Genomic DNA, 14,698 nt, shown 5'->3' with positions numbered 1-14,698 from the left:
ACAAGTATAGAAAATTTGATTATGATGAAGTACGTATGGATGCTGATATTGAGTGTAGGATTTATGATACCTGCCGCCAGCGCGCAAACGCTGGATTTGCAGCACATTTACCATCCTGATGCCAATGCCAAGGCCGACATTACAGCCGCCGTAAAACAGGCTGCCAAAGAGAAAAAACATGTATTACTGCAAATCGGGGGAAACTGGTGCATCTGGTGCAAGCGCTTCTACAAATTTGTGGAGGAGGACTCAACGCTTAAAGCTGCCATGGAAAACAACTATGTAGTGTACCACCTGAATTACAGCAAGGAAAATAAAAACCTGCCCATCCTGAAGGAACTGGGCTATCCGCAGCGCTTCGGCTTTCCGGTGTTTGTAGTGCTGGACGCCAACGGCAACCGCCTGCATACCCAAAACTCCGGACTGCTGGAATCCGCCGATTCCTACGATCCGAAGAAGGTGGCCGAGTTTTTCAAACAATGGAGCCCAGCGGCTTTACTGCCTTCCAATTATGTAAACGAATAAGGTTTTACCATGAATAATGGCATCACTTACTTTAAAACGGATGCTGTGCAGTCTTTTATGAGATTTGCACAGCATCCGTTTAAGTTTTCAGCCTTCCTGCTCATGAAGCTGCCGGCAGCCTGGCTGGCGGGCGTACGGCTGGTTTCCGTTTCGGAACAGGCCTGCGTGACCCGGGTGCCTTATAAATGGCTGTCCCAAAACCCTTTCAAATCCACCTACTTTGCCTGCCTGGCCATGGCCGGCGAACTGAGTACCGGCTTGCCCGCCATGATGTACGCCCGCAGCGCTGAAAAACGTATATCCATGCTCGTTACCGGTATGCAGGCTGTCTACACCAAAAAGGCCACCGGCACTACCTGGTTTACCTGCGCCGATATCCCTGCCATGAAAGCGGCGATTGAAAAGGCGATTGCCACGGGTGAACCAACTACCCTCACGATACGTTCTGAAGGTAAGAATAAAGAAGGCATGCAAATTGCCACGTTTGATATCACCTGGTCGTTTAAAGCCAGGTAACAAGGTTTAACCAAATACCCTTAATTATGAAGATTGCATTTCATGGTGCCGCAAGGACTGTAACAGGTTCCAAGCACCTGATCACCCTGAAGAATGGAAAGAAGATACTGTTGGATTGCGGGATGTTCCAGGGTATGGGAAAAGAAACAGACTCCCTGAACAGAGATTTCGGATTTGACCCTACGGAGGTTACCTACATGGTGTTGTCGCATGCGCACATCGATCACACAGGGCTTATTCCGAGACTGGTTAAACAAGGGTACCGCGGGCCTATCTACTGCACGCATGCCACCCGCGACATGGCGGAGATCCTCCTGCTCGACTCCGCGGAAATCCAGGAAGACGATATCAAATTCTCCAACAAAAAGCGCGCAAAGGAAGGCGCACCTTACCTGCAGCCGCTCTACACCGTGGAAGATGCCAAGTTCGCCATCAACTTTTTAAAGCCGGTTAACTTCAATGACTGGATCACCATTGATCCGGATATACAGGTGATGTTTACTGATGCCGGCCATATCGTTGGCGCGGCCTGCATTCACCTGCGTATTACCGAGTATGGCAAAACCCAGCAGATCAGCTTCAGCGGGGATATTGGCCGGTATAACGACGCGATCCTGAAATCGCCGGCTGTATTTCCACAGGCGGATTACATCCTCATGGAATCCACCTATGGCAGCACCCTGCACGCGGATGCCGCTCCTGCGGACGATGAGTTACTCCGGTATATCCACGAAACCTGCGTGCAGAAACGGGGTAAGCTGATCATTCCGGCATTCAGCGTAGGCCGTACCCAGGAACTGCTTTATACACTCAATAAAGCGCAACTGGCCGGCAAGCTTCCCAAGGTGGACATCTTTGTGGATAGCCCGCTTTCCACCGAGGCTACGGCCGTTACCAAAGCGCACCCGGAAGTATTTAACCGCCAGGTATCCGACCTGTTGAAAAGAGACAGCGATCCTTTCGATTTTCCCGGACTGCGGTATATCAAAACGGTGGATGAATCCAAAAACCTGAACTTCCGCAGGGAGCCCTGCGTGATCATTTCCGCATCCGGCATGGCGGAGGCAGGAAGGGTGAAGCACCATATTGCCAACAACATTGACGAGGAAAGAAACACCATCCTGATCGTGGGATATTGCGAGCCGGAATCACTCGGCGGCCGTTTAATGCGGGGCGCAAAAGAGGTGTCTATTTATGGTACCCGTTATGAAGTGAGGGCGGAGGTAGGCGTAATCAGGTCCATGAGCGCGCATGGCGACTATGAAGACCTGAGCCAGTGGCTGGCCTGCCAGAATCCGAGGGACATTAAGAAACTGTTCCTCGTGCATGGAGAGTATGACGTGCAGCAGATCTTCAAGAAATGGTTATTCAAGAAGGGCTTCCTGGATATTGAAATTCCGGACCGTCATTACGAAATTGGTCTTACCTGATAAAACGAAAAGCCGGGCAACCGGCTTTTTTTATTCCGTCATCAAGTCCTGCGGAAACCAGAGTATGACGCGGGTGCCGGCAGCCTTGCCTTCCTTGTCGTACAGGTCTTCGATTTCGAAGCCTGCCTGTACCTGGAACCTGCTGTTATAAATCGCGAGCCTGTCGCGCGTGATCTGCAGCCCCCGGGAATGGTGGGAATGACCTTGCATTTGTTTAATAGCGGCCGATTTTTCTCTCCCCACCCCATTATCCTCGATAGTACATAGTATGCGGCCCGGCGCCTCTTCGAAGGTAATAGTGAGCCGCCCTTTTTCCTTTTTATGCACTAACCCGTGCCAGATGGCGTTTTCCACGAACGGCTGTACAATCATGGTGGGGATTTCCACCATATCGGCATCCAGCTTAGGATCAACGATGATCTTATACTCAAACTGGTCCGTGAAGCGCAGTTTTTCCAGCTCCATATAGTTTTCCAGCATGCTCACTTCCCGGCTGACGGAAATGTTATTGAGCTGAGAATTATCCAGTACGTTGCGGATCAGCTTCGCGAACCTGCTGAGGTAAGAGAGCGCGGATTCCGTTTCGTTCTTCATCATGAATATCTGGATGGAGTTGAGCGCGTTGAAAATAAAGTGCGGGTTCATCTGCGAGCGGAGGGCCTTCATTTCCAGCTGTGCCATCTCCTGTTGGATGGTGGCGCGCTGGCGGGCTTCCCGCCGGATAATGTTAATGCGGAAGCGGATGTACAGGTAAATGATAGCGATGATCAATATGATTGCCAGCATGCGAAACCAGTCCGTTTGCCAGAATGCAGGCAGGATATGGATTTGCAGCGACGTCACATTATCCGAGAAAGTACCGGTGGCATTGGCCGCTTTTACGAGGAAGGTATAATTTCCCGGCGCAAGGTTGGTGTATTTGGCTACCAGCAAGCCTTCCGCGCTTACCCACTTTTCGTCTACGCCTTCCAGCTGGTAGAAATAATTTATTTTTTCGTGGTGATATTGCAGGCTTTTGAATTCAATAGAGATAAAGTTCTGGCGGTGATTGAGCCTGATCGGCGTGGTGTCGCGCAGCGCCTGCCCGATCTGGATCATGCTATCCATGACGCGCATGTTCAGAATGGTTACATCCGGGGGCGGTGGCGCCACCTGTAACTGTGCGGGGTCGAAGGTCACCACATGATCCGAAGCGCCTACGAGCAGCGTCCCGTTTTGCAGCTCCACTATCCGCCTTCTCACCTTGCGGTCGTTGTCAATAATATCATCCCCCTGCACAAAGGCCTGCAGTCTGGCCTGTTGCAGCTGCAGTTTGTAAAAGCCGTATTGCGTCGTGAGCCAGATGTTGCCGTTACGGTCTCCGGCGATGCTCAGTATCCATTCATCAAACAGTTGTTTGCTGTTGAGTATGGGGAGAGAGGTACGGCTGTTTGTATGAACAATCCAAAGTCCGTGATCCGTACCCGCGAGGAGCGTGCTGTCGCTATACCTGTACAGGGAGGTCACGTTTACGATATTTCGTTTATCCCAGCGAAAACTGTGTTTATGCTCTATTTGCCTGGTGTAGGGATTAAACAACAGCAAGCCGGAGGTACTGGTGGCGAGCCATAGTTTACCGTCTGTTTGCGGCACGATGTCCATCACGGAGGCAGGACGCTTCAGGCTGTCGAGCAGTGCATTGAAGTAGGTAAAGCGGTCTGTCTGCGGGTTCCAGGCGGCCAGTCCTTTTTTATACAGGCCGATGAATACGGTGGTATCGTTGCAGGGATAGATGTCCAGCAAGGTTTGCTGATGCAGCGCTTCGCTTTGCAGGTGTTTGATAAACTGTTTTTTCACCGGGTCAAACAGGGAGAGGTTACCGTTTTCCTGGCCTACGAGTATGGTCCCGTCTTTCAGTTCGGCGAAGCTCCATACCAGGCTGCGCTCCTCTGGGATGGCATGCAAAGGATCGTTTTTGCGGTAAGAATAAGTCTGGAGGGTGGCCAGGTCCGGCGAGAGGCAGGCAAAGCCTTTGCCCCAATAGCCAATATATACGTTCCCGTTAGCACCCTGGAAGATACCCGTTACTTCCGCCTGGGGGAGTTTTTGATTTTGGGGGAGAAAGGGAGTGCGCTGGTCGAGCGTTTTAAAGGATTCGCTGTAAAGGCTGAGGATATTCACGCCATGATCGGTACCGATCCACAAATGGCCTTCCCGGTCGCTCATAATGCAATTAGCTTCGTAGTCGTAATGCAGTCCCTGCGGGTCGTTGTTATTCCCTGAAATATTCAGGTCCACTTTACGTTTTGCCCTGCTATAGCGGAAGATGCCTCCTTTTTCTGTGGCCAGCCACACGTCGCCAGCGGCATCGCCGCGGATATCGAAAATAGCATCCCGCTGGTAGGCGGGCGTTACCTGATCTGGCGGCGTTCTGAACTGGAAGGTATCCAGCTGCCGGCTGCGGGGGTCGTACCTGTACGCGTATCCGCCGCGGCCGGCGAGCCAAACCTGGCGTTGCTGGTCAATGTATATTTTCTTGAATGAATTATTGATGTTCAGCGCGGCGATGTGAAGGGGATTAAAGTCCTTATGGTAAAGCCGGCTCCTGTCGGCACTGAGGATAAACGCCTGCCGCTCCCCGCTGAACCAGATATTACCTTCTGCATCTTCCACGATGGCATCTTTGATTTGTTTGCGGAAAGGCTCGGGGATGTTGATAGCTTTTTTAAAGGCGTTGCTTTTTTCATCATAGTACAGGAGTCCGTCCGTGGTAGATGCCCAGATGACGCCGTTATGATCTTCCATCACATTACTACAGGAAAGGCCATCTGCGGTGTTGGTATGTTCCGGGATTTTGATGGTTTTTACTTTGCTGGTAACGGGGTCGTACACACGAATATTATCCGGCGTCCCCATCCAGATGCGGCCGGAGCGGTCTTCGCAGAGGCAGATATCATCGTAATAGATAGACCCGGGGACGCGGTCGAAGCTGGCGACGGTGATAAGGTTGGTACCGTCGTAGCGTTGCAGTGCGGTGCTGGCGATCCAGACGAATCCTTTTCTATCCTGCAGGATAGCGGAAACGTGGTTGCTGGCGAGGCCGTTGGTAATATCGAGGTGGGTGAATTTATGAGAAAACGGGCTTTGTGCGGTACTGTGCATGTACAGCAACGGCACTAGCAGGAGCGTAAATATCACTGCTTTGTAGAAATATGGAAATGCAGCGAACAGCCGGTTCATTTGGAGTATGGCGTGCTTCAGGCACGTTTAACAGGTGGTTAGAGATAAAATGAAAAGTTTTTTATTCGGTTACTGTCGGTTGATGCCAGGTAATAAAAGTAGGATATTTCCGGTTGGGAAGGAAATAAAAAAAGCTGCATTACTGCAGCTTTTTCTTGTACCACGTACGGGAATCGAACCCGTGATTCCTCCGTGAAAGGGAGGCGTCTTAACCCCTTGACCAACGCGGCGTTTTCGTTTGGGATTGCAAAGATAGGAAAACCTTTATATCTACCAAATTTATTTTTAGAATTTTATGAAATTCTTTTGGTGACTTGTCTTGCTATCAATGAACCGGGGTGCAAATATCGGAATTAATTTGAATTAACCAGCAAGTTTTAAAGATTCTTTTTTGAGGGGTGAAAATTTAGGCTTGACTTCGCCGGAATGGCAGGCCAGGGAGGCGTCAGGCTTACTGCAAGCAGGCTAAATAATATTGGTTAAATACGCGCGCAACACGCCAACGCCTCGTTTTAAACCACATTTCTCCAATACATTCAAGACATCAGGTATTGTCATTGGCGGATTTTTTAATCCGCCAACCTGGGCTCTGAGCGCCTCCAAAACGGCAGAGAAACTAATGCGGAGCAATGCCACCACCAGCTCATCAGGGGTCACAACGCCGATGCTGAAATCGTCAGTGATCTTTGCAGGGAAATCTTTTTTATTATTGGTAATAATCAGGTCTGCTTCGCAATGAACCGCTGCAGCCAGCACATGACGGTCATCTGCGTCCGGCAATACGATCATGGGTATCAGCTCCTCAAATCCATTTACATGGGCATCAGGAAATGCCTTATCCATTTCATGACAAATACGGGTTAACAGGTTTCTATTCAGATCTGGTCTATTTCGTAACAAGCTTTCCGTCCATTCCTGCTGTATCCTCGCTGTCCATTTAGGTATGAGTACACCTACTTCAGACAAACGTAACAGCAAATCTCTGATTGGGGCTGGATACAAAACATTAGCATCTAAGAGAACCACTAATCTCTTTTCAGCCATCATCTAATACCCCATTTTAAATTTTTGTGCCTGCTCCGCCAGATAATCCAAACTCTCCTTCCTGGTTTTCTTAAGCTTCTTTTCATACTTAATAAGATCTTCCATTTTTACTCTCCGATGAGTGCCTACTTTATGAAAAGGAATCTCCCCTTTTTCCAATAGCTGCACCAGAAAGGGCCTTGATACACCCAATATTTCCGCTGCCTGCTGCGTACTAATTTCCTCGTCATTCCCGGAAAACAGTATCGCAAAGGAACTGTTGGAACCCATTTTCTCTAGTATGGAGAAAAATAACAATACTGCTGATTTGGGCACTTCCAGCTGCTCTCCATGCCCGGCAAAATACATGGTTACCACGTCCGACCTGGAACCCGCTATCCGGCCCAACAGCTCTGCCATCTTCGGCTCCAGCGCCTTCACTATTTTCTGATCCCGTTTGTTTGTTTTCTCAAGAAGTGTTTCCATTGCCATGGATTTTGTTTCCTTAAAGTTACGCAATTCCCCTCACAAACGAAATAAACGAAACAAACAAAACAAACGAAACAACTTTTTTTTACAGTTCCAAATAAATATCCCGCCGCCGGCAGCAGCAAAAGACTTTAACAACAAGAAAGCGGAAATAGGCTGTGGGAGAAACTCCTGGCAGGTGCAAAAAACAAAAAAGGCCGCTCCTCGAGCAGCCTTCTCTTCGTACCACGTACGGGAATCGAACCCGTGATTCCTCCGTGAAAGGGAGGCGTCTTAACCCCTTGACCAACGCGGCGTATCGTTTTGGGATTGCAAAAGTAGAACCTTTTCTGATATTTCCAAAAAAAACTTTCATAACCTAAAAATATATTGATTTCTAGTTCTATTGATTGTAAATTCGCCTTCGATTTTTTCATATTCAAATCACGATGTAAAATGGGAACTACTCTCAAAATTGGTATTAATGGGTTCGGCCGTATCGGTCGTTTGGTATACCGCCAGATTTACAAAATGCCCGGCATTGATGTGGTTGCAATCAATGACCTCACCAGCCCTAAAACGCTGGCACACTTGCTGAAATATGATTCCGCTCAGGGCAGATTTGATGCAGAGGTTACGCATTCTGACAACTCTATCAGCGTTAACGGTGATGAGGTAAAAATATATGCACAGAAAGATCCGGCTCAAATTCCATGGAAAGAGCACGACATCGATGTAGTAATCGAATGTACCGGTTTCTTCGCTGATAAAGACAAAGCTTCCGCTCACCTCACCGCCGGCGCTAAGAGAGTAGTAATCTCCGCCCCAGCTACAGGTGATCTGAAAACTGTTGTGTTCAACGTAAACCACAACATCCTCGACGGTTCTGAAACCGTTATCTCCTGCGCTTCCTGCACCACCAACTGCCTCGCTCCTATGGCGAAAGTACTGCAGGAAAAATTTGGTATCGTAAACGGTCTGATGACTACCGTACACGCTTATACCAACGACCAGAACACCCTCGATGCACCGCATCCGAAAGGCGACCTGCGCCGCGCACGCGCTGCTGCCGCTAACATCGTTCCTAACAGCACCGGCGCCGCTAAAGCTATCGGCCTCGTTCTGCCTGAACTGAAAGGTAAACTGGACGGCTCCGCTCAACGCGTGCCTACCATCACCGGTTCCCTCACCGAACTCACCGCTATCCTCAGCAAAAAAGTTACTGCTGAAGAAGTAAACGCAGCCATGAAAGCAGCTACCAACGAATCTTTCGGCTATACCGAAGATGAAATCGTTAGCAGCGACGTAATCGGCATGCACTACGGTTCCCTGTTCGACGCTACTCAAACCAGAGTACAAACCGTGGGCGATACCCAACTGGTTCGCACTGTATCCTGGTACGATAACGAAATGAGCTACGTATCTCAGCTGGTGCGTACTGTTAAGTACTTCGCCGAGCAGATCCAAAAATAATCTCATAAGCCCCCGCTACGGCAGGGGCTTTGTTTTCAATTCCGCGCAACTACACCATAACAGCAGCCAACCGGTCTTACCGATGTCAATGCTTTGTGCTGTCGGTTCCGCGGTTTTTTTATGCAACAACCCTCCTTATTCTATAAACTGATACTCCATGAGTAAGTTTTCCGATCATAACTTCAATGGCGAGAAAGCCTTGATCCGCGTAGACTTCAACGTGCCGTTGAACGATAAATTCGAAATCACCGACGATACGCGCATGCGTGCCGCCGTGCCAACCATCAAAAAAATACTCAAAGATGGCGGCGCCGTTATCCTGATGTCGCACCTGGGCCGGCCCAAAGACGGTCCTACCGATAAATACTCTTTAAGACACCTCGTGTACCACCTCATCACCCTCCTGGATGGCGTTACCGTTAAATTTGCCAACGACTGCGTAGGCCCCGTTGCCGAAGAAGCCGCCGCACACCTGCAAATGGGCGAAGTACTCCTCCTCGAAAACCTCCGCTTCCACAAAGCAGAAGAAAAAGGAGACCAGGAATTTGCACAACAACTGGCAAAACTGGGTAACGTGTACGTAAACGACGCCTTCGGCACCGCACACCGCGCCCACGCCTCCACTGCTGTGATCGCGCAGTTCTTCCCGCCCGAAAACAGGATGTTCGGCTACCTCATGGAAGCAGAAGTTTCCAACGCGGAAAAAGTACTGAACAACGCAGAACGCCCCTTCACCGCCATCCTCGGCGGCGCAAAGGTTTCCGATAAAATCCTCATCATCGAAACGCTGATGGAACGCGCCGATAACATCATCATCGGCGGCGGTATGGCCTATACCTTCCTCAAGGCGCAAGGCAAGGAAATCGGTAACTCCCTCGTGGAAAACGATAAACTCGACCTCGCTAACGACCTCCTGGAAAAAGCAAAAGCCAACGGCGTACAACTGCTGCTGCCGGTGGATTCCATCGCTGCGGATAAATTCGCCGCAGATGCCGCTACACAGGTCGTTTCCAACGATAACATCCCTGCCGGATGGATGGGCCTCGACGTAGGACCTAAGTCCGTAGCGCTCTTCAGCCAAACCATCGCCGACTCCAAAACCATCCTCTGGAACGGACCTATGGGCGTATTCGAAATGGAAGCCTTCCAGGGCGGTACCAAAGGCGTAGCAGAAGCCATCGTGGCGGCTACTGCCAAAGGTTCCTTCTCCCTCGTGGGCGGGGGCGACAGCGTGGCGGCCGTTAACCAGTTTGGCTTCGCGGATAAGGTGAGCTACGTATCAACCGGTGGAGGCGCCATGCTCGAATTCTTCGAAGGCAAAGTACTGCCAGGCATCGCTGCTATCCAGTAAGATGATTATAACCTCCTGATACACCACGCGCCTCCGACACGGAGGCGCTTTTATTTTAATAATACCACGCCTCTGCGGAATTGAGTATCTTTCCCCCGGATTATTAACTGGAATTTTTATGAATAAACGTTTCGTCTGGTACCCCGTCATCATCGGTATCTTCGGCGCTATCATCTGGTTCATACTCCACAAAGGCCAGGCATTGCCCGTGAAACAGGCCGCAGTGGAGCATACCATGCATACCCCCACGCCGTTAACCCATCCGGATACCTGGTTGCAATACCTCGACAATTTCAGGCACCCCCTCAGCTTATTGCTGCTGCAAATCGTTGTGATTATGGTCGTAGCGCGCTTATTCGGCAGGCTCGCCAAGAAAGTAAGGCAACCCTCCGTAGTGGGCGAAATCATTGCCGGCGTACTGCTGGGCCCTTCCCTCCTGGGCTGGCTCACCCCCTCCTTCTCCGGCTTCCTCTTCCCCGCAGAGTCCCTGAAAAGCCTGCAGTTCCTCAGCCAGATAGGCCTCGCCTTCTTCATGTTCATCGTAGGCATGGAGCTGGATATGAGCAAAGTGCGCAACAAAGCGCATGACGCCGTGATGATCAGCCACGCCAGCATCGTAGTGCCCTTCGCGCTCGGCGTAGGACTGGCCTATTTCATCTTCGAATCCTTTGCCCCGGCAAACGTCAGCTTCCTCGCATTCGCCCTGTTTATGGGCATTGCCATGAGCATCACGGCCTTTCCCGTACTGGCAAGGATTGTACAGGAAAGAAAACTGACCGGCACCCCGCTCGGCACCCTGGCCATCACCTGCGCCGCTGCGGACGATATTACCGCCTGGTGCATACTGGCCGTAGTGGTAGCCATCGCCAAAGCTTCCGGGCTCGCTTCCGCCATCATTACCATCGCGCTGGCCCTCCTGTTCGTCACCGTGATGATACTGCTGGTACGCCCCTGGCTGCATAAGGTATTAAAACGCCACCTGGATAACCATAACGAAAAAGTAGCCGCCGGCTACGTATTCCTCACCCTGCTGATTTCCGCCTGGGTGGCGGAAGTCATCGGTATCCACGCCTTGTTCGGGGCTTTCCTCGCCGGCGCAGTCATGCCCGTGCAGGATACGGTCCGCAAGCTGTTTACGGACAAGCTGGAAGATGTTTCCGTAATGGTACTGCTGCCTATCTTCTTCGCCTTCACGGGCTTGCGCACACAAATCGGCCTGCTTTCCCAGGGGCACCTCTGGGCGGCGTTCGGCCTGATCATGCTGGTAGCCGTAGGCGGCAAATTCGGCGGCAGCGCAGTCACCGCGCGCCTCATGGGGCAAACGTGGCGGCAATCCGTTTCCATCGGGGCGCTGATGAATACCCGCGGCCTCATGGAGCTGATCGTGCTCAACATCGGGTACGACCTCGGCATCCTGTCCCCTGAAATTTTTGCCATGCTCGTGCTGATGGCGCTGGCCACCACGTTTATGACCGGCCCGGTACTCGACCTGGTGGACTTCTCCGGGAAGAAGGCCCACCGCGCCGCCACCGCCTGATAAATTATCGGATATCGAAAAGGCCAGCCCTTAATACGGCTGGCCTTTTTTATTTTTTGGGGGAGAGATTTACCTGCGCGCCGCCACGCGCTGCCGGTTTCACCGGCCTTTAGCAGCGCTTTATGCCAATGCCGGCCCGCGGCAGGCCGGCCATGCGTTTACCCTAAACGCCTGGCCTTTTTAAGGGCTTTTTGAAAATGGCATAACGCCTGGGTATATACGTTCCTCTCCGTTTCACTTTCCCTATGCAGCACTAAATCTTCTCCCTAAAAAAATTTCAGGATGCTGCCACAAACGAAAAAGCCGGCTGTAGGTACAACCGGCTTTCGCATCTATATTTTTTGAGCTTTAGGCTTTCGCTTTTTTAGCAGTGCTTCTTTTTTTGGCGGCAGCGTAAGATTTCTTTTTGCTGTAAGCCGCTTTCTTCTTGGCTGCGGAGGTAGCCGGGGCTTTTGCCGCAGGCGCTTTGGCAGGCGCTGGTTTTGCGTCAGGCATTTTAGCCGGCGCAGGGAACCTGGATTTATCCACTCCTACTGCCTTATCATCGAGGGTCATTTGAACGGACTCCTTCAGGATTTCTTCTTTTTCAGCCATGAACTGCTTCATTTTCTCTTTCGGGATGCGCAGGTCATAAGCATTTGCCGGAGAAGCCAGGCCTTTTGCGAAACCGGGATTCAGGCGGTCCAGTGCGGCCACCTCCATATCCAGTGATTTAGCGATGGCTTCCAGGCGGTATTTACCGGAGATGTTGATTTCCACGGTGCTGAAAATTTCCTCTTCTGTGAGCGGGCCTCTTGCGATGGCCGCAGTAGCGGTATTATCAGCGGTGTTGGTCACTACGGCGTTATTTTCATCCGGGCTTACACCGAAGAAGTTGTTGAACCGATCGAGGATGTAGCCGGTAGCAATGAATTTGTACACATGGTTGCGGGATTCAGCAGGCAGGAAATATTGCATGCCCCAGAAATCCTCACGGCCGCTGGCTTTCATCGCGCGTTGTACGCCGCCGGCGCCGCAGTTATAAGCGGCAACTACCAGTAACCAGTCGCCAAACTGATCGTACAGCTGGTTCAGGTACTGCGCTGCTGCGAGGGTGGACTTATAGAAGTCTTTACGTTCATCCACTTTTTTACCCACGCTCAATCCGAAGATGCGCGCGGTGCCGGCCATAAACTGCCAGGCGCCCACTGCGCCCACACGGGAGCGGGCGTTGGTATTAAAGCTGGATTCGATCACGGCCAGGTATTTCATCTCTTCAGGAATACCATGCTCACGGAAGATTTTTTCAACGGTAGCAAAGTACGGTTGACCTCTTTCGATCATGATCTGGAGATGCTGGCTGTAGCGGGAGGCGTAGTTATTCACATAGCCTGCTACGAGGTTGTTATTGATCTGCTCGTACACTTTAGCGCTACGAACAGTATTAGGAAGGCTTTGAGCCGCCTTCTTTACCGCAAGTGAGGTAGGAGACGCATGAACGAGCGTATCCTTGGGTAATTTTACTTTTACCCTGGGTGCGTTCAATCCACTTGTGTCGGCCGCGTAATTAGCGAAGCCGATCTCTTTAGGTATGCCGTTGCTACCCGCTTTCACACTCCCTAAACTCAATGCTGGCAACAGCGTAAGTAAAAAGATTTTTCTCATACAATTTATTTTAAACAGTCGCTACCTGGTTGCGATCCATCAACTGATGGGCAATGCTTAACAGGTTAGCCTCGTCAAACTTCTTTGTAATGATCTGTACACCAAATGGCATCCCGTTTGAATGCTTTCTCATGGGGACCGATATTGCCGGAACCCCTACCAAATTCGCTAAGACCGTATAAATGTCGGCAAGGTACATAGCTATAGGGTCATCTGTTTTTTCCCCTAATTTAAATGCCGTGGACGGCACTGTTGGCATTAAAATGGCGTCGTACTGATCTAAAATTTCGTTCAATTTGTCAGCTACTAAACGTCTAACTTGTTGGGCTTTAGTGTAGTAGGCATCATAATAGCCTGAACTTAACACGAAAGTCCCCAGTAAGATACGTCTTTTTACCTCTTTCCCAAACCCTTCGGACCTACTTTTTTTGTAAAAATCGGTCAAATCGAGGTTTTTCTGCTCCGTTCTGTGGCCATATTTCACGCCATCGTAACGGGAGAGGTTACTGGATGCTTCGGCAGTTGTGAGCACATAATAGGCCGGCACAATGTAGTCGATATAGTCAAATCCGCTACCGGAGACTGTATGACCGTTGTCTACCAGATTTTCAAAGAAATCGATATAGGCATCCTTCATCTCAGGATCGAGGCCGTCGTGGTACAATGCATCCCTTAAATACGCAAATTTGTAGGATTTATTGTGTGTCAGACCGGATTGGTAATCAGGTACTTCCTTTTGAGAGGCGGTACTATCGAACTCATCCGGCCCGGCGATGACCTGTAGAACAGCGGCCACATCGGCAATATCCTTGCCAAAAATCCCTATTTGGTCAAAAGATGACGCGTAGGCGATTAATCCGTAGCGGGAGATGCGGCCGTAAGTAGGTTTCAGCCCCACGATACCGCAGAAATCCGCCGGTTGCCTTACGGAACCGCCGGTGTCGCTCCCCAGGCTAACCTGGCAAAGATCGGCCTGGACGGCCACCGCCGACCCTCCGGACGACCCTCCCGGTACGCGGGTAGTATCCAGCGCATTCAGGGTGGGGCCATAAGCCGAATTTTCGTTGGTGGAACCCATGGCGAACTCGTCGCAGTTCAGGTTCCCGATAATAATAGCATCTGCCTCCAGCAGGCGTTCAACCGCTGTGGCAGAATATAATGAGTTAAACCCTTCCAGGATACGGGAAGCGGCAGTAACATTATGACCTTTATAGCAGATAACATCTTTAATACCTACCACCACTCCAGCCAGGGCCCCCACGGGCTGACCGCTTTTAATGCGGGCGTCCAGCTCACGGGCTTTTTCCAGGGCTTCCTCCTCATATACCTCCAGGAAGGCATTTAAATGTTTTAGCTCCCGGATACGGTTGAGATAATAACGTACCTTTTCCGTACAGGTTATGCTGCCGGCGTATAATGCTTTGTGAAAAGTATTTATACTGCTGAATTCAGACAAAGCTAAACCAGTTAAAATGAAATTATGATTTTACGAATCGTAACTTGTTACTCCGG

At 50.6% G+C, this 14,698-nt stretch carries 11 protein-coding genes and 2 tRNA genes; 6 read left to right on the top strand and 7 right to left on the bottom strand.

Annotated features, from left to right (window positions below):
* Positions 1-21 precede the first annotated feature (21 nt).
* From BOC67_RS24550 to BOC67_RS24540, 3 genes are read left to right on the top strand one after another with little or no spacing between them, the layout of a single operon-like run.
* Positions 22-525 carry a thioredoxin family protein gene (locus BOC67_RS24550; protein ID WP_291914763.1) on the top strand — a complete coding sequence of 168 codons (504 nt, stop codon included), beginning with the start codon at positions 22-24 and terminating at the stop codon, positions 523-525.
* A 45-nt stretch (positions 526-570) separates the two neighbouring features.
* The gene (locus BOC67_RS24545) at positions 571-1,041 is read left to right on the top strand and encodes a DUF4442 domain-containing protein (RefSeq protein ID WP_291914761.1); all 471 of its coding nucleotides are present in this window, start codon (positions 571-573) and stop codon (positions 1,039-1,041) included.
* A 26-nt stretch (positions 1,042-1,067) separates the two neighbouring features.
* On the top strand, positions 1,068-2,471 hold the full coding sequence (locus BOC67_RS24540) for an MBL fold metallo-hydrolase (RefSeq protein ID WP_291914759.1): 1,404 nt from the start codon (positions 1,068-1,070) through the stop codon (positions 2,469-2,471).
* 30 nt (positions 2,472-2,501) lie between these two features.
* Here the strand turns inward: BOC67_RS24540 and BOC67_RS24535 are convergent, their stop codons facing one another.
* The 5 genes from BOC67_RS24535 to BOC67_RS24515 form a co-directional block, all read right to left on the bottom strand.
* A complete protein-coding gene (locus BOC67_RS24535; RefSeq protein WP_291914757.1) occupies positions 2,502-5,690 on the bottom strand; it encodes a sensor histidine kinase in 3,189 nt (1,062 codons plus the stop codon).
* Positions 5,691-5,848: 158 nt separating this feature from the next.
* Positions 5,849-5,920 (bottom strand) — tRNA-Glu (locus tag BOC67_RS24530).
* 235 nt (positions 5,921-6,155) lie between these two features.
* On the bottom strand, positions 6,156-6,737 hold the full coding sequence (locus tag BOC67_RS24525) for a PIN domain-containing protein (RefSeq protein ID WP_291914755.1): 582 nt from the start codon (positions 6,735-6,737) through the stop codon (positions 6,156-6,158).
* Positions 6,738-7,199 carry a helix-turn-helix domain-containing protein gene (locus BOC67_RS24520; RefSeq protein ID WP_291914753.1) on the bottom strand — a complete coding sequence of 154 codons (462 nt, stop codon included), beginning with the start codon at positions 7,197-7,199 and terminating at the stop codon, positions 6,738-6,740. It lies immediately after the preceding gene.
* 226 nt (positions 7,200-7,425) lie between these two features.
* Positions 7,426-7,497: transfer RNA gene (locus BOC67_RS24515), tRNA-Glu, on the bottom strand.
* 140 nt (positions 7,498-7,637) lie between these two features.
* Between BOC67_RS24515 and gap the strand changes: the two genes are divergently transcribed.
* From gap to BOC67_RS24500, 3 genes are all read left to right on the top strand, one after another.
* On the top strand, positions 7,638-8,654 hold the full coding sequence (gene gap, locus BOC67_RS24510) for a type I glyceraldehyde-3-phosphate dehydrogenase (protein WP_291914750.1): 1,017 nt from the start codon (positions 7,638-7,640) through the stop codon (positions 8,652-8,654).
* A gap of 157 nt (positions 8,655-8,811) precedes the next feature.
* The gene (gene pgk, locus BOC67_RS24505) at positions 8,812-10,005 is read left to right on the top strand and encodes a phosphoglycerate kinase (protein ID WP_291914748.1); all 1,194 of its coding nucleotides are present in this window, start codon (positions 8,812-8,814) and stop codon (positions 10,003-10,005) included.
* Positions 10,006-10,123: 118 nt separating this feature from the next.
* Positions 10,124-11,542, top strand: coding sequence for a cation:proton antiporter (locus BOC67_RS24500; RefSeq protein WP_291914746.1), 1,419 nt, complete (start codon positions 10,124-10,126; stop codon positions 11,540-11,542).
* Between the two features lie 348 nt (positions 11,543-11,890).
* Here BOC67_RS24500 and BOC67_RS24495 read toward each other — a convergent pair whose 3' ends face one another.
* Positions 11,891-13,186 (bottom strand): lytic transglycosylase domain-containing protein, encoded by a 1,296-nt coding sequence (locus tag BOC67_RS24495; protein WP_291914745.1) that lies wholly within the window; start codon positions 13,184-13,186, stop codon positions 11,891-11,893.
* Between the two features lie 10 nt (positions 13,187-13,196).
* Positions 13,197-14,642, bottom strand: a complete 1,446-nt coding sequence (gene gatA / locus BOC67_RS24490; protein WP_291914742.1) for an Asp-tRNA(Asn)/Glu-tRNA(Gln) amidotransferase subunit GatA — start codon at positions 14,640-14,642, stop codon at positions 13,197-13,199.
* Positions 14,643-14,698: the final 56 nt, after the last annotated feature.

This window comes from Chitinophaga sp. CB10, from assembly GCA_001870995.2.
Taxonomy (GTDB): Bacteria; Bacteroidota; Bacteroidia; order Chitinophagales; family Chitinophagaceae; genus Chitinophaga.
The sequence above is the reverse complement of the archived record's forward strand: the minus strand, read 5'-3'. Positions and strand labels throughout refer to the sequence as shown.

Coding starts and splice junctions, on each gene's coding strand:
- BOC67_RS24525 (WP_291914755.1), bottom strand. CDS start 6,737: ATGATGGCTGAAAAGAGATTAGTGGTTCTCTTAGATGCTAATGTTTTG.
- BOC67_RS24500 (WP_291914746.1), top strand. CDS start 10,124: ATGAATAAACGTTTCGTCTGGTACCCCGTCATCATCGGTATCTTCGGC.
- pgk (WP_291914748.1), top strand. CDS start 8,812: ATGAGTAAGTTTTCCGATCATAACTTCAATGGCGAGAAAGCCTTGATC.
- BOC67_RS24535 (WP_291914757.1), bottom strand. CDS start 5,690: ATGAACCGGCTGTTCGCTGCATTTCCATATTTCTACAAAGCAGTGATA.
- gap (WP_291914750.1), top strand. CDS start 7,638: ATGGGAACTACTCTCAAAATTGGTATTAATGGGTTCGGCCGTATCGGT.
- BOC67_RS24520 (WP_291914753.1), bottom strand. CDS start 7,199: ATGGAAACACTTCTTGAGAAAACAAACAAACGGGATCAGAAAATAGTG.
- BOC67_RS24495 (WP_291914745.1), bottom strand. CDS start 13,186: ATGAGAAAAATCTTTTTACTTACGCTGTTGCCAGCATTGAGTTTAGGG.
- BOC67_RS24550 (WP_291914763.1), top strand. CDS start 22: ATGATGAAGTACGTATGGATGCTGATATTGAGTGTAGGATTTATGATA.
- BOC67_RS24540 (WP_291914759.1), top strand. CDS start 1,068: ATGAAGATTGCATTTCATGGTGCCGCAAGGACTGTAACAGGTTCCAAG.